The organism is Clostridium sp. K13 (assembly GCF_019734195.1).
Lineage (GTDB): Bacteria > Bacillota > Clostridia > Clostridiales > Clostridiaceae > Clostridium.
Map to the genome: position 1 here is coordinate 1 of NZ_JAASHM010000053.1, position 19,593 is coordinate 19,593.

At 27.6% G+C, this 19,593-nt stretch carries 17 protein-coding genes and 1 pseudogene; 13 read left to right on the forward strand and 5 right to left on the reverse strand.

Translation table 11 applies throughout. The features are described 5' to 3' along the window. Positions 1-150 precede the first annotated feature (150 nt). The 3 genes from HCG76_RS17590 to HCG76_RS19595 form a co-directional block, all read right to left on the reverse strand. Positions 151-723 carry a hypothetical protein gene (locus HCG76_RS17590; RefSeq protein ID WP_221701543.1) on the reverse strand — a complete coding sequence of 191 codons (573 nt, stop codon included), beginning with the start codon at positions 721-723 and terminating at the stop codon, positions 151-153. 394 nt (positions 724-1,117) lie between these two features. Further along, entirely contained in the window at positions 1,118-1,348 is a 231-nt protein-coding gene (locus HCG76_RS19590; RefSeq protein WP_370778675.1) for a hypothetical protein, read from the reverse strand. A 161-nt stretch (positions 1,349-1,509) separates the two neighbouring features. Further along, complete coding sequence (locus tag HCG76_RS19595; RefSeq protein WP_370778673.1) at positions 1,510-2,124, reverse strand: PLP-dependent cysteine synthase family protein; 615 nt, start codon at positions 2,122-2,124, stop codon at positions 1,510-1,512. 237 nt (positions 2,125-2,361) lie between these two features. Between HCG76_RS19595 and HCG76_RS17600 the strand changes: the two genes are divergently transcribed. The 8 genes and pseudogenes from HCG76_RS17600 (at position 2,362) to HCG76_RS17630 (ending at position 12,708) form a co-directional block, all read left to right on the forward strand. Next, complete coding sequence (locus tag HCG76_RS17600; protein ID WP_221701544.1) at positions 2,362-2,811, forward strand: LytTR family DNA-binding domain-containing protein; 450 nt, start codon at positions 2,362-2,364, stop codon at positions 2,809-2,811. A 2-nt stretch (positions 2,812-2,813) separates the two neighbouring features. Next, positions 2,814-3,428 carry a DUF4318 domain-containing protein gene (locus HCG76_RS17605; RefSeq protein WP_221701545.1) on the forward strand — a complete coding sequence of 205 codons (615 nt, stop codon included), beginning with the start codon at positions 2,814-2,816 and terminating at the stop codon, positions 3,426-3,428. 54 nt (positions 3,429-3,482) lie between these two features. Next, positions 3,483-3,713: a hypothetical protein gene (locus HCG76_RS17610; RefSeq protein ID WP_221701546.1), complete on the forward strand. Its 231-nt coding sequence runs from the start codon at positions 3,483-3,485 to the stop codon at positions 3,711-3,713. Between the two features lie 386 nt (positions 3,714-4,099). Beyond that, the gene (gltB, locus tag HCG76_RS17615) at positions 4,100-8,668 is read left to right on the forward strand and encodes a glutamate synthase large subunit (protein ID WP_221701547.1); all 4,569 of its coding nucleotides are present in this window, start codon (positions 4,100-4,102) and stop codon (positions 8,666-8,668) included. A gap of 12 nt (positions 8,669-8,680) precedes the next feature. Continuing rightward, positions 8,681-10,150, forward strand: a pseudogene (locus HCG76_RS17620) (glutamate synthase subunit beta). A gap of 202 nt (positions 10,151-10,352) precedes the next feature. After that, complete coding sequence (locus HCG76_RS19275; RefSeq protein ID WP_260458187.1) at positions 10,353-10,484, forward strand: hypothetical protein; 132 nt, start codon at positions 10,353-10,355, stop codon at positions 10,482-10,484. A 98-nt stretch (positions 10,485-10,582) separates the two neighbouring features. Beyond that, a complete protein-coding gene (locus HCG76_RS17625; protein ID WP_221701548.1) occupies positions 10,583-11,224 on the forward strand; it encodes an SPOR domain-containing protein in 642 nt (213 codons plus the stop codon). 20 nt (positions 11,225-11,244) lie between these two features. Further along, the gene (locus tag HCG76_RS17630) at positions 11,245-12,708 is read left to right on the forward strand and encodes a poly(ethylene terephthalate) hydrolase family protein (protein ID WP_221701549.1); all 1,464 of its coding nucleotides are present in this window, start codon (positions 11,245-11,247) and stop codon (positions 12,706-12,708) included. A 127-nt stretch (positions 12,709-12,835) separates the two neighbouring features. On the opposite strand, the gene HCG76_RS17635 is transcribed toward HCG76_RS17630, so the two are convergent. Both HCG76_RS17635 and HCG76_RS17640 read right to left on the reverse strand, forming a co-directional pair. After that, entirely contained in the window at positions 12,836-13,123 is a 288-nt protein-coding gene (locus HCG76_RS17635; protein ID WP_221701550.1) for a hypothetical protein, read from the reverse strand. Continuing rightward, on the reverse strand, positions 13,117-13,332 hold the full coding sequence (locus HCG76_RS17640; protein ID WP_221701551.1) for a hypothetical protein: 216 nt from the start codon (positions 13,330-13,332) through the stop codon (positions 13,117-13,119). Before HCG76_RS17640 ends, HCG76_RS17635 begins: the two co-directional genes overlap by 7 nt. Positions 13,333-13,380: 48 nt before the next feature. Between HCG76_RS17640 and HCG76_RS17645 the strand changes: the two genes are divergently transcribed. From HCG76_RS17645 to HCG76_RS17665, 5 genes are all read left to right on the forward strand, one after another. Next, entirely contained in the window at positions 13,381-14,673 is a 1,293-nt protein-coding gene (locus HCG76_RS17645) for a hypothetical protein (RefSeq protein WP_221701552.1), read from the forward strand. A 123-nt stretch (positions 14,674-14,796) separates the two neighbouring features. Then, positions 14,797-15,063, forward strand: a complete 267-nt coding sequence (locus HCG76_RS17650) for a hypothetical protein (RefSeq protein ID WP_221701553.1) — start codon at positions 14,797-14,799, stop codon at positions 15,061-15,063. 148 nt (positions 15,064-15,211) lie between these two features. Further along, complete coding sequence (locus HCG76_RS17655; protein WP_221701554.1) at positions 15,212-15,535, forward strand: thioredoxin family protein; 324 nt, start codon at positions 15,212-15,214, stop codon at positions 15,533-15,535. A gap of 371 nt (positions 15,536-15,906) precedes the next feature. Beyond that, a complete protein-coding gene (locus tag HCG76_RS17660) occupies positions 15,907-17,199 on the forward strand; it encodes an MBL fold metallo-hydrolase (RefSeq protein WP_221701555.1) in 1,293 nt (430 codons plus the stop codon). Between the two features lie 77 nt (positions 17,200-17,276). Beyond that, entirely contained in the window at positions 17,277-18,788 is a 1,512-nt protein-coding gene (locus tag HCG76_RS17665; RefSeq protein WP_221701556.1) for a bifunctional metallophosphatase/5'-nucleotidase, read from the forward strand. Positions 18,789-19,593: the final 805 nt, after the last annotated feature.

Below are 19,593 nucleotides of genomic sequence, written 5' to 3' on the forward strand. Positions count from 1 at the left end.
TGAATTTTAAATTTTATCCACAACTAATAATAGAAAAACCCTCTGTTTTTAAACAGGGGGTTTTTCAACAAACTGAAGAATAAAATAAGTATTTACTTATTTTATTCTTAGATTTTAAGTATATAAATTAATAAAAATTAACTAAGTTATTTATTTTATACCTAATTTATCTTTAGCATTATCTATTAGGTTTTTTAAATCTAATCTAGCATTATGAGCACCTAATGTAAGAGTTCTCAAACCTTTTACTACCTCATCTTTTGATAAAGTTGCATAATCTTTAGCCTTTTCAGTAAATGAACCAGTATAATCATCTACGGCAATAATAGCTTTATCAGTAGCAGTAATTACTTCTTGATTATATTTATCAACTTCATCGTTACCCTTAACAACATTATTTTCTAAATCATTTTTGAATGCTTCTAAGTTAGTTTTTAATTGAACATAATCGTTGTTATATGTAGTTATAAATTCGTCATATGTACCATCATAAGTAAAATTATCTACAAAAACATCATATGTAGTATCAAGATCGTTATTTCCAAAATAATGATTAAATCTTTCTGTTAAATAATCATAGTATTCTTGATTTGTAGGTGGATTTTTAGTGTTAGTAGAATTGTCAGTAGTATTATTAGGGCTATTATTATTACTACAGGAAATTAATCCAAATAGTAATAAAGATAATAATAGTAATGACAATGCTTTAAATTTTTTGTTCATTTGAAACATCTCCTTAAAATTTACTTTGTATCTATAGTTTGCTTAAGAGAGATATTTGTATTCATTCAATTTTAAGAATAAATTAAATAAATTGTGAAGGAAAATAAAAGTTAAGGGCCTAACGGCCAAGGTAAAGTGATTAATATAGCTTGCGCTAATTAATCATAGGTAAGAGTTTGCTAAAGCAAACGGTAAAAAGTTAAGGAGGAAATTACTTGGCAATTTCTTTGAATATATATTTTTTGAAACTTCGTAAGAAGTTTCTTCCTTAACTAGCCATAAGGCTCTTACCGTTGTCGAAGGCAACTATTACCCTTTTTGAACTAGCGAAGCGCTGTTCAAAAAACTTAACCGGCCGAAGGCCCTTAACTAACTAAATTATTTCGAAATTTAGTTATAGAGTTCGTAAATCTATAAGTGTAATGTCTGAAGAAATAAATTCAGGTTTTGAAGGTTCTTTATTCATTAAGTCGGTGGAAATATATTTTTTATTGTCATCAGCGAAAATAGTTATGGCACCTGAAGTTGAGTTATTTAAATTTAGAGCTTTAATAGCACCTATAAAATTAGCTCCTGATGAAATTCCAACACCAAGCCCCAATTCTTTAGATAGCATTTGAGCCATAATTATAGCGTCACCGTCATCAACACTTATAATTTCATCTAACTGATTTAAAGCAACTATTGGTGGTATAAATTCATCAGAAATTCCTTGAATACGATGATAACCAGTATGAGTACCAGTTGAAAGTGTTGGAGATGATGCAGGTTCAATTGGATAGGTTTTTAAATGGTGATTTTTTCCTTTAAAAATTTAGATATTCCCATTATTGTACCACCAGTACCTACACCGGCAACAAAAATTGAAGGTGCTAAGTGATGTTTTTTTAAAGTTGAGTAGATTTCAGGTCCAGTAGAATAATAATGAGAATAAATATTATCTACGTTTGAAAACTGCTGAGGTAAAAATATGTTTGGACAATTGTCTTTGCATTGTTCTGTTAGAGATATACATTTTAAAAAGCCACCATCATTTTTCGAAACTAAATGTAATTTAGCATTATAGCTTTCTAGTAACTTAATTCTTTCTGAGCTCATCCAATCTGGCATATATATATGAACATCATGTCCTAAATAACTACCAATTGCTGCAAATGATATACCGGTATTACCACTAGTAGCCTCTAAAATTAAGTCATCCTCGTTAATTTTTTTATTTATATAGGCACGCTTTAACATATATATAGCGATTCTATCCTTAATACTACCAGTTAAATTATAATACTCAAGTTTAGCATAAACTTTCATCTTTTTCTCTTTATATTTAAATGAAATTTCTACTAAAGGAGTATTACCTATAAGTTTTTCTAAATTATTTATTTTACTAAATATGTCTTTCATAAAAACTCCTAAATAAAATTCTTTTAATAATATATATGAAATAATTATTTAATATATGTAATGTTAATAAACTTGTATATTTATATGAATAGTAAGAGGGAGTAGGCCACTTGCATCCTTAAAAGTACCACTTAGATGTAAAATGTAGAAAAGGTATTTGCTATAGGATATTATATAAAATATAGAAATTATATTAATAAGTACTTATTATTTATAGATAAAAATCAAGGGGGAAATATGAAAGTATTAATACAAGAAATAGACAATGAAATAGAAGAATACGTAAATTTGCATATACATGAATGTAATGATTCTATAAACACTCTTATTAGTTATATTAAAAACGATAAGTATAAAAGTATTAAGTTATCATGTTATAAAAATGGGAAAATATACAAGGTAAAAAGTGATGATATTTATTTTATAGAAACAACAAAAAATAGTCTATTAATTCATATTGAAAATGATATTTATGAATATAAAAGCAAACTTTATGAGTTAGAAAAGATATTACCAGAGAAATTTATAAGGATTTCTAAATCAACTATATTAAATTTAGAAAAGGTATTAGTTTATAATCCCTTAATGAATGGATTAATGGAGGCTAAATTAATTAATAATGAGACAACTTATATATCTAGAAAATATTTAAAAGAAGTTAGAATTAGAATTTTAGGGGGAAGATGATTATGAGAGAAAATACATTAAAAGGAATATATATTGGATTTACGTTGTTAATAAGTTCTATATTAACATTAAGACTTACAAACGATGTTGAAGGTTTAGTAGAAGCATTTAATTATTTTATACCAGTGCTAATAGGGTATATGTTAACAGGCGTTGTTATTCAATGGATAAGAAGTTTGCCTCATAAATCAAGTGAGGGGAGTATGGGGGCAGGTATATATTATTGGATATTTCTTATTGTTTTAGCTGTATCAGTTATAGGAAATTTTATTCCTGATTATATTCGTTATATAGTTTTAGTAAATATAGTTGTAATAATAGCCTTGTGGATTTGGGATTATATTTCATTAAGTAAAGTTGCAAATGAGTTAAATAGTGGTCGATCTTATAAGGAGAATACACTACTAGTTGATTTAAAAGAAAAGCCAAAAACAAAAGAAGAGTTCTTTAAAATATTAGAGGAATATTGTATAAGTAATAGAGTTTCGTTAGAGTATGTAGAAAAGGATTTACCAGCTATTACACGAATTAATGGCGTGTTAAATAAAGTAGAAATAGGTTATTACCTTGATATAAGTGGAGCTACTATTTATACCTTAAAAATAACAGAGTTATAAGAGGTTATTAATATATAGGAGGTATTTATTATCATTAAAAAGTTTCTTAAAAATATGATTAAAATTAATATAGATATACCATATGAAGAAAATCTTGTGTATCCTACTAAAAGTATTACTAAAAATGCAATAGTTCAATATTGTGATAGTGAGAATCTAAAATATGAATTTATGGATGATGAGGAGGAAGGTAATATTATAGTAAAAATTAATGGGAAATGTTATGAGGTTATACGTCCTTTTGTTGGTAGAGGAGGATATGCAATTATTTGTAGACCTAATTAATAATAAAATAATCAGATATCACATTATATGTTTTGATATAATGTGATATTTTTTTACTTGCTGATATCGTTTAAATTATTCGAAAAATGACAGGATAAATAAATAAATATTCAAAAAAGAGAGGGTTAAAATTAAAATATCATAATCTTGATTTAGATGTCAAAATGATAAATTATTAATAAAAATAAGTTTAATAGACATAATGGTTAAATTTTTTAAGCTAACTATATAAAAATAATAATAAAAAATTGAAATTATATATAAATTCGCATATAATATTAATAAAATAAAAACTCGATATAAATCGGAAATGATTTTTTTGAAAAAAGTAATTTCATTTACAATTTTGAGGAAAATACTAGACTATTGAAAAAGGAGCGTTATATATGAAAGAAAATTGGGGTCTGTATAATAGCAGTTTTGAACATGACGCATGCGGAATTGGGGCTGTAGTAAATATAAAAGGAAAGAAATCTAATAAAATTATTAATGATGCTTTAGATATTTTAGAAAATTTAAAGCATAGGGGTGGTACTGGGGCAGATGAAAATACTGGTGATGGTGCTGGTATATTAATTCAAATACCTCATAATTTCTTTAAGAGAGTATGTAATGATAAAAATATAAATTTGCCTGAAAATGGTGAATATACAGTAGGTGTATTATTTCTTCCTAATGAAGAAAAGAAGAGGGAAATAGCATTAAATATTATGAATAAGGTTTTAATGGAGAAACATTATGAAACCTTATTATTAAGAGATGTTCCTATAGATTATAGTGGCCTTGGAAAAGCGGCTTTAGAATCAATGCCTAAAATTCAACAAGTTATATTAAATAAGCCGAATGGTATAGAAAATGATAAAGCTTTTGAAAGAGAACTATATATATTAAGAAGAAATATAGAAAAAGCATTTAATTCAGAAAAAGAATTAAATGATTGTAGTGCTTATATAGCATCACTTTCATCAAAAACAATGGTTTATAAAGGAATGTTATTATCAACACAAGTGAGAGAGTTCTATAGTGATTTATTAGATAAAGATGTTGAATCAGCTATAGCTTTAGTTCATTCAAGATACTCAACAAATACATTCCCAAGCTGGGAGAGAGCGCATCCTAATAGAATGATGGTGCATAATGGAGAAATAAATACATTAAGAGGAAATGTTAATAAGATTTACTCAAGAGAGGGGTCTATTACTTCAGAGATATTTGGAGATAAGCTTTCTGAAGTATTACCTATAATAAACAAAGAAGGTTCAGATTCTGCAACTTTCGATAATGTACTAGAATTTTTATATATGGGTGGAAGGGATTTAGCTAGATCAATATTAATGTTAATACCTGAGCCCTGGGAAAAGTCTAAAAATATAGATGAAGATAAAAAAGCTTTTTATAAGTATAATTCAACATTAATGGAACCGTGGGATGGACCAGCATCTATAGTATTTACTGATGGAGATAGAGTAGGAGCAGTTTTAGATAGAAATGGTTTAAGACCATCAAGGTATTATATAACAGATGATGAGTATTTATATCTTTCATCAGAAACTGGTGCGGTATATATAGATGAAGAAAGAGTTATTAGAAAAGATAGATTAGAACCAGGAAAGATTTTATTAGTGGATACTGTTAAAGGTCAACTTATTGAAGATGCAGAAGTTAAGAAGAAATATAGTTTAGAAAAACCATATAAAGAATGGTTAGATGAAAGATTAACGCCACTTAAAAGCATAAATATAGATAATTATGAAGAAAAATTTATGAATAAGGAAGAAAGAACAACTTATCAAAAGACTTTCGGCTATGGATATGAGGATTTAAAAACTAATATATATGAAATGGCTCAAAATATGCATGAGCCAATGGCAGCTATGGGAATTGATACTCCTCTTGCAGTATTATCATTAAAGGAGCAACCATTATTTAATTATTTTAAGCAGTTATTTGCTCAAGTAACTAATCCTCCAATAGATGCAATAAGAGAAGAAATTGTAACATCAACTAATGTTTATTTAGGATCTAAAGGAAATATATTAGATGATTGTCCAGAAAGCTGTAGGCAGATAGAAATAGTTAATCCCATTATTAATGATAAAGATTTAGAAAAAATAAAATTATTAGATGGTCATGGATATAATGTTAAAACATTAGATATTACTTTTGATAAAACTAAGGAAAATAGTTTAGAAATATCATTAAAATACTTGTGTAGGGAAGCACTTCAACTTATTAAAGAAGGAGCTAATGTAATTATATTAAGTGATAGGTTTGTAGATGAAGCAAATGTACCAATTCCTTCATTATTAGCTGTTGCAGCAATGAATAATTATTTAATTAAAAAAGGTGTTAGAAGCTTAGCAGATATTATTATAGAAACTGCAGAAGCGAGGGAAGTTCATCACTTTGCAACACTTTTAGGCTATGGAGCTACAGCAGTTAATCCATATTTAGCATATCAATGTATTCATGAATTAATTGAAGATGGAATGGTTACACTTTCATATACTGAGGCTACTGATAATTATGATAAGGCTGTTGTTAAGGGAATAACTAAGATTTTGTCTAAAATGGGTATTTCGGCTATTAGATCATATCAAGGAGCTCAAATATTTGAAGCTTTAGGTATAGATAAATCTGTAATAGATAAATACTTTACAAATACAACTAGTAGAATTGGTGGACTAACTTTAAACGATATAGAAAAAGAAGCAGTATCAAAACATGAGAAAGCCTATAATAAGAGGTATAAACAACTTAATTTGAATTTAGATAACTTTGGAAGAGACAAGTTAAGAAGTGAAGGTGAAAATCACTTATATAATCCAGTAACTATTTATATGTTACAACAAGCAACAAGAACCGGAGATTATAAGAAGTTTAAAGAATATTCTACATTAATAAATAAAGAGGAAGAAGGTTTAACATTAAGAGGATTATTAGATTTTGAATTTGAAGAAAATCATATTCCATTAGAGGAAGTAGAATCAGTAGCATCAATTGTTAAGAGATTTAAGACTGGAGCAATGTCTTATGGTTCTATTTCTAAGGAAGCTCATGAGGCACTTGCTATAGCAATGAACAGATTAGGTGGTAAATCTAATACTGGAGAAGGTGGAGAAGACAGAGAAAGATGGGTTCCACTTGCTAATGGTGATTCAAAAAGATCTAAAATTAAGCAAATAGCATCAGGAAGATTTGGTGTTACATCTGAATATTTAGTTAATGCCGATGAATTACAGATAAAAATGGCTCAAGGAGCAAAACCAGGAGAAGGTGGACAACTTCCAGCACATAAGGTGTATCCTTGGATTGCAAAAACAAGAAAATCAACTACTGCAGTTGGACTTATTTCACCACCACCTCATCATGATATTTATTCAATAGAAGATTTAGCACAGCTTATATATGACTTAAAGAATTCTAATATATATGCAGATATTTCAGTAAAGCTAGTTGCAGAAGCAGGTGTTGGAACAATTGCAGCAGGTGTTGCTAAGGCTGGGGCTGATGTAATATTAGTATCAGGTTATGATGGAGGAACTGGGGCATCTCCTAAGACGTCTATACAACATGCAGGTCTTCCATGGGAATTAGGTTTAGCCGAAGCGCATCAAACACTTGTTATGAATAATTTAAGAGATAGAGTTAGAGTTGAAACAGATGGTAAGCTTATGACAGGAAGAGATGTTGCAATTGCAGCATTACTTGGAGCAGAGGAATTTGGATTTGCAACTGCACCACTTGTAGCTTTAGGTTGTGTAATGATGAGAGTATGTAACTTAGATACATGTCCAGTAGGGGTTGCAACTCAAAATGAGGAGCTTAGAAAAAGATTTACTGGTAAGCCAGAATATGTAGTGAACTTTATGGAGTTTATTGCGGAAGAGTTGAGAGAATATATGGCTAAACTAGGATTTAGAACTATTGGTGAAATGGTTGGTAGGGTAGATAAGTTAAAGAAAAAAGAAAAGCTTAATAATTGGAAAGCAGAAAGAGTTGATTTATCGTTAGTATTAGATAAATCACAAGTTAATTCTGAAAATGGTGTTAAGTTTAATATAGAAAATAAGTATGATCATAAACTTAATTTAGTTAAAGATTCAACACTTCTTTTAGAACTTACAAAACCTGCATTAGATAATAAAGATAAAGTTAAAATAGAGCTTGATATTTTAAATACAGATAGAACATTTGGGACTATATTAGGTTCAGAAATAACTAGAAGATATAATGAAGAAGGATTAGAAGAAGATACAATTTGGATTAAGTGTACAGGAGCAGCAGGTCAAAGTTTTGGAGCATTTATACCAAATGGATTAACTTTAGAAGTTGAAGGCGATGGTAATGACTATGTTGGTAAGGGATTATCAGGAGGAAAAATAGTTGTATATCCACCTAAAAATAGTAAGATAGTTGCTGAAGAAAATATAATTGTTGGTAATGTTGCTTTATATGGTGCTACATCTGGTAAAGCATTCTTTAATGGAGTTGTTGGAGAAAGATTCTGTGTAAGGAATTCAGGGGCAACAGCTGTAATAGAAGGTTGTGGAGCTCATGGCTGCGAGTATATGACAGGTGGAAAAGCCGTTATATTAGGAGAAACAGGAGTAAACTTTGCAGCTGGTATGAGTGGCGGAATTGCTTATGTTTTAGATGAAAATGAAAAGTTTGTCTCTAGAGTTAATAAGGAAATGGTTCTTATTGAAGTACCAAATTCTGAAGATAGTAATTTCTTAAAAGATATAATTACAGAACATTATAAGCTTACAAGCTCACAAAAGGCTAAGGCTATTTTAGATAATTTTGATTTATATATAAGCAAAATTAAAAAGGTAATTCCAAAAGATTATAAAGAAGTTTTAGAGCTTGTTAAAATAAACGAGAAAAAAGGATTTACTAGAGATGAAGCTTTAGTTAATGCTTTCTATGAAAAAACAGGGAAGAGAGTGTAAGGAGGTAGTATCATGGGAAAAGCAACAGGTTTTATGGAATTCGATAGAAAAAATTGTGCTAGAGAGGATGCACTAAATAGAATAAATCATTGGAATGAGTTTGATACACCACTTACTGAAGAAGCAAGAAAAGAACAAGGTGCTAGATGTATGGATTGTGGAGTTCCATTTTGTCAATCAGGAATAATGTTAAATAATATGGCAACAGGATGTCCACTACACAACCTTATTCCAGAGTGGAATAATTTTGTATATTTGGGAAAATAGGAATTAGGATTAGAAAGACTTTTAAAAACTAGTAATTTCCCAGAGTTTACATCAAGGGTATGCCCAGCATTATGTGAAAATGCTTGTACTTGTGGTTTACATGGTGATGCTGTTACAGTTAAAGCTAATGAAAAATATTTAATAGAAAAAGGGTTTAGCGAAGGTATAATTAAAGCAAATCCACCAGAAATAAGAACTAATAAAAAGGTTGCTGTAATAGGGTCAGGACCATCAGGGCTTGCTGCAGCTGATTTCTTAAATAAGTTAGGTCATAGTGTTACTGTATATGAAAGAGAAGATTATGTTGGTGGACTTATGATGTATGGTATACCAAATATGAAGCTTGAAAAAACTGTTATAGAGAGAAGAGTTAATATTCTTAAAGAAGAGGGAATAACATTTAAAACTTGTATCAATATAGGTGTAGATGTAAAGTATAATGAGTTAGATAAAGAGTATGATGCAATAGTAGTAACTATTGGTGCATCTAAGCCGAGAGACTTAAAGGCTACTGGAAGAGAGCTTAATGGAATTCATTTTGCAGTAAAATATTTAACTAATAATACTAAAAGAATAGTGGGTTCTCAATTTAATAAAGGAACTGATATTTTAGCAACTGATAAAGATGTAATAGTTATTGGTGGGGGAGATACAGGAACAGATTGTGTTGGAACTGCACTTAGACAAGGTTGTAAGTCAGTAAATCAATTTGAAATAATGGGTGAACCTTTAAAAACTAGAAGTGAAAATAATCCTTGGCCGGAATACGCAAAGGTATTAAAGATTGATTACGGGCAAGAAGAATATATTGCTAAGTTTGGTCATGATCCAAGAAGATATTTAACAAGTGTTAAAGAGTTTTATGGAGATGAAAATGGAAATGTTAAATCACTTAAAACTATTGATGTAGAATGGATTAAAAACGAAGATGGAAGAATGAATCTTAAAGAAATTCAAGGTTCAGAAAAAGTTTGGAATGCTGATTTAGTTTTAATTGCTATGGGATTCACTGGAGTTGAAGATTATATAGCTGAAGATTTAGGAGTTGAGTTAAATAATAGAGGAAATATCAACGCAAGTGATACAGATTATAAAACATCTAAAGATAAGGTGTTTGTGGCAGGAGATGCAAGAAGAGGGCCATCTCTAGTTGTATGGGCAATTGCAGAAGGTAGAAATGTTGCACTATCTGTAGATAAATATTTAATGGAATAGTAAATAATATAGAGGCTATCTCTAATGATTAATATATCATTAGAGATAGCCTTTTTTTATAAATTAAAAATGAAGTTTAATTAAAGTTTTTGTAAGCATATTAAATAAATTTTTTTGCATATCCTAAATTTAAATAAAAAGAATGAAACTATTCATTTAAATCAATTATCTAATTAAGGTAAATTGATTAGGAGGTAATAACTTGGATCAGTTAGTACTAGTACAAAAAGCAAAAGATGGTTGTAAAGAAAGTTTTAGCAAACTTATAAAATCACGTGGTGAAAAGATATATAAAATAATAATGGATTTATTAAAGTTGCATCAGTATTTTTAATAGGAACTACAATTTTAGTTTCAGCATCAAATACATCTGTAGTTGCTAAAGAATTAATAAAGGTACCTATATTAGGTAGTATAGTTAAAGTGTTCTCTATGGATAATTCTTTTAAAAGTGGTGGAATGATAACAGATGGAAATACTATGGTTGTAGATTCTTTAAATAATGAAACTATAGATATTTATTTTACTAAAAATGATACTTTAGTAGAAAATACACCACATTATGAAATTGAGTATAGAAAATATCCTTATACAATAGTACTTACTTTTGATGGAGTAAGAGGAATTTATGATACAAATATACAGGAAAAAGTTATAAATTTACCTTGGGTAAAGGATGTATATAATATTATGACTTTAGATGACTCAAGACGTAAACTTGCAATAGAATTAAATGAAGATGTTGATTTTAAAATATCTGAATATGAAGATCCAGGTATGATACAAATAAGTTATTCAGGATTAAAAGAAATAGAAAATAAAAAGGGTTATTTTATAAGAACAAATGAATTTAATTATGGAGAGCAGTTAGCTCAAATTGAGGAAAGTTTATACTATTATAGTGGAGTGGAAGTTCAAAAATTAAGTAATGGAATGTTCATACTTCAATTTGGACCTTTCGAAACCAAAGAAGAAGCAGAATTACAATTAGAAAAGTTAAGTGAAAATACTGATTTAAATGTTGATTTTTATTTAGAAGCTAGAAATATAGGTGAGGGACCAGAGGAAAATTAATAGGTAGAGGAGATTAAACTATGAAGATAAAAAATATATCAATTATATTAGTTATAATATTAATGATGACTATAATAGGATGTAATAATGAGATCTCTAATAATGAAGGGGGTACTGATAGTTCGATAGTTGAGTTGCCAGTATTTAATATAGGGAAAAGTGGTAATAAAAATTATGAAATAGAGTTTTCAGATTTTAATGTAGGAAGTGAAACTTACACATCATCTTCAGGAAGAATACTACCATATGATGTTAGTGGATTTATGGCCATTCCAAAGGGAGAAGGTAAATTTCCACTTGTATTAATAACTCATGGATCCCATGAAAATTTAGATGCCTCTAAAGAGTTTTATACTGGATTTAATTATTTAGTTAAGTCTTTAGCTGAAAGTGGCTATATTGCTATATCTATGGATATGAGGATGGCTTATATTTGGAAATATGGAGATAATGATGATAATGAAAAGACTGTTGCTATGAGTAATAAGCAAATTGAAAAATTAAAGTTAGCTAATGAAGGTAATAACCCAGGGGATACAATTGATTTAACTAATAAAATAGATTTTGATAAGTTATTTTTAATTGGACATTCAAGAGGCGGAGAGTCTGTATTTGATGTAGCAAATGATCAGATGAATAAGGGACAAAATATTCAAGCTGTTTTATCACTTGCTCCAACTTTAGGTTTTGATAGAGCCTATGGAGATTATGATATATCCATATTGGTTCCAGAATATGATGGGGATGTTGTAAGTCTAGATGGGTTTAATATTTATGAAGAAATAAAAGATAGAAATGCAGAATATTTAACTTCTGTAACATTATTAGAAAAAGCAAATAATAATTATTTTAATAGAAATGTAGAAATAAATGATGCTAAAATGGGAAGAACTGAGGAAGAACTTGAAGATCAATTATCTAGAGAAAGGCAAGAAATATTTTTAGATAATTTTGCAGTTGATTTCTTTAATATTTCAATATCTAAAAATACTGAAAATACTATGTATGATTTAAATAGATCACAACTTAATAAAATTTATGATTGTGATGTGAAAATTCAAAGTATTAATACTAAGGTAAATAAATTAATAGATATAAATTCTACAAAGGCTTTTAAAAGTAAAAATGCTATTGTAGAAAGTACTCAAGATTCATGGTTTTATGCTGATGATAAAGTAGCATTGTACACTCTTACTTATGGCAATGAAGAATTAAAAATAAGACATCTAATAAATATTAAATGGAAATCAAATAAAGATAAAGTTAGTATTACACCTAACATTAATGATTTTACTAATAATAGTAGCTTAGTTTTTAATATAGTTATAGATTCTTCTGATGAACTAAATGCAAGAGATATGTCTCAATGTTTTAGTGTAGAAATTAAAGATAAATCAGGCAATATTTCAACGGTAGTTTTACCTAAAGATTTAGTTATATTAGGTTATACTGATGGTGAACTTGATTCTATTGAATTGCAATAATATCTAGCATTTTATAAAGTAAATTTTTATAGAGTCATTGAAAGATAATAATAGGGATGTATAAAGATTAATTTAATATAAATCTTTATACATCCCTAACTTTTATATGAGATATAATAAATAAAAACTATTCAATAGTTATATTTGTAGATTGTCCCATTCTTATAATATTACCAGTAGAGTTATCTTTTTGCCAGGTTTCTTTATATTGAGTATCTTCTCCACCTGCTTCTTTTGTAGTAGGGCTACCTAAATCATTAGTTAGTGTTTCAGAAACCTTTTTATATATTTCTTCATTTTCATTTTTAAAAGAAATAGAAACACTTGAAACTTTTTGTGTATTTTCATCAAAAGCAAGGTCCACAGTAGCATTTTCTCCTAATATTTCTTCATCTGAATAATAAATACCTAACAAAGCTTTTTCGTAAATATTTTCTTCACCATCTCCAAAGATTTTTTTACTTTATCTGATGATTTTCCTATTAGTTTAATTAAGTCATTAGAATTAGTTATTTTATCATTATCAGATTGACTTTCAGATGTTGATTCATTTTGAGTAGTATTATTTCCAGATGAAGAGTTGTTATCTGTATTTTTGCAAGATATAAGTCCAACTGTATGCATAGTAGTTTATCTAATATTTATAAGTCAAAAGATAGGGGGTTACAGTATATGAAAGAAAGAATGAATATAGATAAAGAAAAAGGAAATATGAAAAAGAGAAATTTAAAAGAGAAGAGAAGGAAAATAATAAGAAGAATATTGTTTTCAATTTTTATAGCGATTATTATAATAGGTGCTTATTTGATACTAGTAAATGCTACATCAAGGGCAGATTATGTTCAGAAAGATAATATTATTGAACAAGAAAATGAGAAGAAAATACAAAGTCTAATTAGTGAAGCAGAAAAATTTAAAAATAGTTATTATATAGATGAAGCTATAGAATTATTACAGTCTGATGAAAGTTTAATTAATAATGAAGAAATAATTAAAAAAATAGATAGTTATAAGGCTTATAAAGAAAGTTTTATAAAATACGAAGGTCCTATAGAGCATATATTTTTTCATAGTTTAATAGTGTATCCAGAATTAGCATTTGATAATATTGGACATGATGCAAATGGATATAATATGTGGTTTGTTACGATAGATGAATTTAAGGGGATATTGCCACTTTTACATAATAATGGATATGTTGTAATGGATATAACAGAAATATTTAAGAAAAATAACGAAGGTAAGATGGTACAGCAAGAAATTTATTTGCCAGGAGGAAAAAAACCACTGATTATTTCTCAAGATGATGTTAATTATTATAAGTATATGTCTAAGGATGGTTTTGCAGATAAATTAGTAGTTGATAGTAATAATGAAATATCTACAGTAGTTCGTACACCAGAGGGAGAAGAGCAGATAACAAGAGATGGTGATATAGTACCAATATTAGATGATTACATAAAAGAAAACCTGGGCTTTTCATATAAAGGTGAAAAAGGGATTTTGGTAGTTACTGGATATGAAGGAGTATTAGGATATAGGATTGATTCGGAGGGGAGTAAGGATGAGGCTAAAAGAGTTGTTAATAGATTAAAAGAAACAGGATGGCGTATTGCAAGTCATTCATATACTCATAATGGAACAGGGTATTTTGGCGAAAATCCACAATATGATAAACTAGAAAGTGATTTTGAAAAGTGGAAAATAAGGATTGAGCCTATTGTAGGGGAAACTAATATTTATATTGCTCCCTTTGGAGTAACATTACAAGGAAATAATTACGAATTAGTAGAGAAGTATGGATTTGAAATTTATTGTAATGTATCAAGAATATCTACAACAACAATTAAGGATAATAGTGTTATAACACCGCGATTTAATATTGATGGATTTACGTTTTTTAGAGCAAAGGAAAGTGTTGATGAAAGATTTTTTGATGTAAATAAAGTTATAGATAATTCATGACCTACTTTAAAATAGCAAAGAAAATATTAATAATATTTGAATGTTCATCAATGCTATAAATGTTAAAAATATGCTATAATGTCATTGGATTTATTATTTCAGAGAGTTTATTTGGGAGGGTACATGAATAATATATTAGCATCAATTGAAAGAGAAAATCATATTAGAGAAATATTTTTAAGTATGTTTAGAGAAGACGGGGTATCAGAACAAGACTTAGAAAAAGCAATTTGTGAGTCTTATTGTGAAGAAGGAATAGAGTGTGAAACAATAAAAGATATTCCTATAAAAGAGATGGAAGAGGCTATAATAGAGTGTTGTGAATCAGCAGGGTTAGCATTTGAAACATTTGATGATATTTTAGAATATTTTTATAAAAACAATAATTAGAGAGATAAAAGCTAGTACTAAGAATTTTTTGAGGTACTAGTTTTTTTATTTAATATATTATTTTATCATTTAGAGTTATGTATATAATTTTTTAGTAAGGTGAAGATAATTTAGAAGATTAAATTATATAATTTAGGGGTGAAGTTAAGTGAGAAAATTAATTAATGAGAATGAGATAATAGATTTAATAAGTAATAATAAAATGTCTGTAGTTTATTTTACTGGAATGGATTGTGGGGCATGTGAAGCAATAAAGTTTAAAATTGAGAGTATATTAAAGGAGTTACCACAAATTAAAAGTGGAGAAATTAATGGTGAAGAAAACTTAGGATTAGCTGCAAAGTATGGAGTATTTTCATTACCTATATTTTTATTATTTATTGAAGGAAAGGAAAGTCTAAGAGTTGGTAGAAATGTTGATTTGCTAGAACTTGAAAGAAGTATAAGAAGGTATTATGAGATCATATTTTAATATAATTATTTAAAGTAGAATGAGAAGTTTATGATTCCAGTTTTGTCAGTTTTTTTTAGATATGAAATTTAATAATAAGCAAATGATAATAATAGGACAATCTATTTTTAAAGAAAATAAAAATATTTACACTAAAATAGAAAATTATATACTAAAGGTAAGAGTTTATAAAAATAATTATCATATATATTAAAATGAAATTTCTACAATAAGTAGTGTCTATAAATTTAAATAGTACATTATATAGTATTAATAAATTTTTATTGAAAGTTGTTTTTTTTGGAATGTAAAAGATAGACATTGTAAATTGAAAAAAATACGTTATCATATAACTAAAGATGAAATATACAAAAGAGGAGTTGTTATAAGAGATGCTTAAGAATAGAAAGACAAAAATAACATTTCATAGTGGAGTTCTAACAATTGGAGGAACAATAATTGAAGTTGCATATGAAGATAGTCATATTTTCTTTGATTTTGGTAGTGAATATAATCCAGCTGCAAAAGTACAGCCAACTGATTTACAAGGATTATTAGATGAAAATTTAGTACCATATTTAAATAATATCTTTGATCCTAAAATACCATTAAGAGGATATCAATCAAAAGAAAATACCTTTAAAAATACTGCTGTATTCTTATCTCATATTCATTTAGATCATTCTAAAATAGTTAATTATTTAAATCCTGAAATACCACTTTATACTTTAGAAGGTACAAAATCATTACTAAATACTTTAAACATCAATAATGATTTTATTTTTCCACTATATGAAAAACAGGACTCTAATACAAGAGAAGTAATTGGAGTTAGAGAAAATGAAGTTGTTACAATTGGACAAATAAAGGTTAAAGTTATGCCGGTTGACCATGATGCTTATGGAGCTAGTGGATTAGTAATACAAACACCAGATTTAACTATAGCATACACTGGAGATATTAGACTTCATGGATATAGAGAAAATGATACATTAAGCTTCTGCATGGAAAGTGAAAATTGTGATGTATTATTAATAGAAGGAGTAAGTGTTTCATTCCAAGATTTTGGAGATTCAATAAGAGAAACAGAGGCAATTAATGAACCAGAACTTATAGAAAAAATTAATGAGGTAGTTAATAATAATCCTAACAAGCAAATAACATTTAATTATTACATATCAAATGTAGAAAGAATTCTAAATATAATTAAGACAAATCCAAGAACTGTTGTATTAGATGCATATTATTCATATGTAGTAAAAGAGGCATCTGGAATTCAAACTCACTATTATCAATTAGATGATAAAGAATATGGGTTAGATGAAAAGTTAAAAGTTGACTTTAAAGAATTATTAAATGATGAAAGTAAATATTTCTGGCAATTAGATGCTCAAGCATTAAAGTACATAGATAAATTAAAAGAGGGTGGAATCTATATTCATGCTGATGCTCAACCACTAGGAGCATTTGATCCTTCGTATGAACCATTTATTAAGAGATTTGGTGATTATAATATAGAATTTATGCATATGCCATGTAGTGGGCATGCTCGTCCTGATGATTTAATAAAAATAATTAACTTAATTAAACCTAAGTTATTAGTTCCAATTCATTCTTATCGTCCTGAAAAACTTTATAATGAAAATGGAGATGTTTTATTACCTGAAAAGGGGCAAACAATATAATTTATACTAATGAATAAAAAAGTAAAGTTGCAAAAATTAATTTTGTAATTTTACTTTAATTGAAGGGAGAAGCTGTCATGAAGCTTGCAATATATCAAACAAGTGATTTACATGGATATGTTTATCCAACTAATTATGTAAAAGAACAACCACTTGGAATACTTAAGATAGGAAGTTATATAATAAATGATGAGAAAAATTATGATGCTTCTTTAAAAGTTGATTGTGGTGATTTAATACAAGGTTCAGCTTTAGCACACTATTTATCAAAGCAAAAGCTTCAAAAGAATCCCATATTAGAAGGATTAGAAGCTATAGGTTATGATGCTTACGTTATAGGTAATCATGAATTTAATTATGGGTTAGATTATTTAAACAATTCATATAAAGTTATTGAAGATAAAATAATAAATGCTAATATTGAAGGACTAGATTTTAATACAAAACCATATAAAATATTTGATTTTAATGGCTTTAAGGTTGGATGTATTGGACTTACAACATCATTTATACCTAACTGGGAACATGAGAAAAATATAACAGGTCTAAAATTTTTAGATCCAGTTGATATGTATGGAAAGTATGAAAATGAGTTAAAGGAGAAAGCTGATTATATTATAGTATGTTATCATGGTGGATTTGAAAAAAGCTTAGATGAAGCTAATACACCAACAGAAAAGCTTACTAAGGAAAATCAAGCAAGTGAATTACTAGAAAAGTATGATTCAATTAATATGGTTTTAAGTGGACATCAACATAGAGGATTTATTACCATGATTAATGGAATAGTATGTGCACAACCTACACATAATGGGCAAAAGTTTAGTAAGATTGTATTAGATACTGAAACTAAAGAAGTAAATTATGAATTAATAGATGTTTCTTTATTAAATGATAAAATAAATGGAGATATTGAAGAAATATTTAATAATATTGAAGTGGAATTACAAGATTATTTAGATAGAGAAATTGGAAAATTCGATAAGGATATACTTATGGAGGATATTTTTGAAGCAAGATTAAATGGACATCCATTTATTAATTTCTTGCATCAGGTACAATTAGAAGCTTCAGGAGCTGATTTTTCAGCTTTATCATTATTTGATAGTGCAATTGGATTTAAGAAGAACGTATCTATTAGAGATGTACTAATTAACTATCCTTATCCTAATACTTTAATGGTTTTAAAAGTTAGGGGAGATAAGTTAAAGGAAGCCATTGAAAAAGCTGCAACTTATTTTGTAATTGAAGATGGAAGTATTAAGATTAGCAATGGATTCTTAGTTCCTAAGGTTCAAAACTATAATTATGATACTTTTGGTGGTTTTGATTATGAAATTGACTTATCACGAAACTTTGGATATAGGGTTGTTTCTATGAAGAAAGATGGAAATGCTATTAACTTAGATAAGTATTATAGTGTAGTCATGAATAACTATCGTGCAACTAATATTTCAATTTACCCATCATATGAGGGTGCTGAAGTGATTAAAGAAATTAATGTTGATATAAGTGAGTTAATAATTAATTATTTTTCAGAACATAGTAATGTTAAGTCAATAGAAAAAAGTAATTACATAATTAAATAATAAATTTAATGTGCTGTATCATTTTGTATTTGATACAGCATATTTTAAATATATGCGAGAATAATATGATTACAATAATGTACTATATGGTTAAATTATAAGAAAAAACGCCTTCTTCTTCTGTTTTTAGTATAAAAGAAGCTAATCTACTTTCTAATGATTCGTAAAGATTAATACAGGTATTATTATTCATATAGCTAAGCATTTCACCAAGATTTTGGCATATATATCTTAAGAATACCACATCATTTTACCAGAAGTTGAATGAGAAAAAACTTTTAGTTTTCCGCTTACTAAAAATATAGATAATCAGAGGATTCACCTTTACTAATTAAAAAGTCACCTTTGTTTAAGGAAAAAAAGCTCTAATAAGTTATTAATGTTTTGTGAGAATAATTTAGAAATACCAGTATTAGTAACATATTTATCTAATAATGACTTATTTTTAACTTTTATCATAAGTTCCTCCAAATGAATGAGTAAATTAATAATATTGTTCGTTTATTTATATTTATAATTCTAACATAATGAAAATATATAAAAATAATGCCTAAAACTAAGAAAAATAAGGGAATGATAGAGGTAAGTGGAGGAATATATATAGCGGAAATATTGAACAAATTAAAGTTGATATTAAAATATTATTAATTTTAGAGAGTAGCTATGTAAAATTTAAAATAATATAAGTAAGTATTTAAAGATGATTTCTATATTTATATAGAAATCATCTCAGTTTGTTGAAAAACCCCCTGTTTAAAAACAGAGGGTTTTTCTATTATTAGTTGTGGATAAAATTTAAAATTCA

Excerpts from the sequence above, each read along its gene's own strand:
- HCG76_RS17590 (WP_221701543.1), bottom strand. The coding sequence starts at position 723 with ATGAACAAAAAATTTAAAGCATTGTCATTACTATTATTATCTTTATTA.
- HCG76_RS19590 (WP_370778675.1), bottom strand. The coding sequence starts at position 1,348 with ATGGCTCAAATGCTATCTAAAGAATTGGGGCTTGGTGTTGGAATTTCA.
- HCG76_RS19595 (WP_370778673.1), bottom strand. The coding sequence starts at position 2,124 with ATGAAAGACATATTTAGTAAAATAAATAATTTAGAAAAACTTATAGGT.
- HCG76_RS17600 (WP_221701544.1), top strand. The coding sequence starts at position 2,362 with ATGAAAGTATTAATACAAGAAATAGACAATGAAATAGAAGAATACGTA.
- HCG76_RS17605 (WP_221701545.1), top strand. The coding sequence starts at position 2,814 with ATGAGAGAAAATACATTAAAAGGAATATATATTGGATTTACGTTGTTA.
- HCG76_RS17610 (WP_221701546.1), top strand. The coding sequence starts at position 3,483 with ATGATTAAAATTAATATAGATATACCATATGAAGAAAATCTTGTGTAT.
- gltB (WP_221701547.1), top strand. The coding sequence starts at position 4,100 with ATGAAAGAAAATTGGGGTCTGTATAATAGCAGTTTTGAACATGACGCA.
- HCG76_RS17625 (WP_221701548.1), top strand. The coding sequence starts at position 10,583 with ATGGATAATTCTTTTAAAAGTGGTGGAATGATAACAGATGGAAATACT.
- HCG76_RS17630 (WP_221701549.1), top strand. The coding sequence starts at position 11,245 with ATGAAGATAAAAAATATATCAATTATATTAGTTATAATATTAATGATG.
- HCG76_RS17640 (WP_221701551.1), bottom strand. The coding sequence starts at position 13,332 with ATGCATACAGTTGGACTTATATCTTGCAAAAATACAGATAACAACTCT.
- HCG76_RS17645 (WP_221701552.1), top strand. The coding sequence starts at position 13,381 with ATGAAAGAAAGAATGAATATAGATAAAGAAAAAGGAAATATGAAAAAG.
- HCG76_RS17650 (WP_221701553.1), top strand. The coding sequence starts at position 14,797 with ATGAATAATATATTAGCATCAATTGAAAGAGAAAATCATATTAGAGAA.
- HCG76_RS17660 (WP_221701555.1), top strand. The coding sequence starts at position 15,907 with ATGCTTAAGAATAGAAAGACAAAAATAACATTTCATAGTGGAGTTCTA.
- HCG76_RS17665 (WP_221701556.1), top strand. The coding sequence starts at position 17,277 with ATGAAGCTTGCAATATATCAAACAAGTGATTTACATGGATATGTTTAT.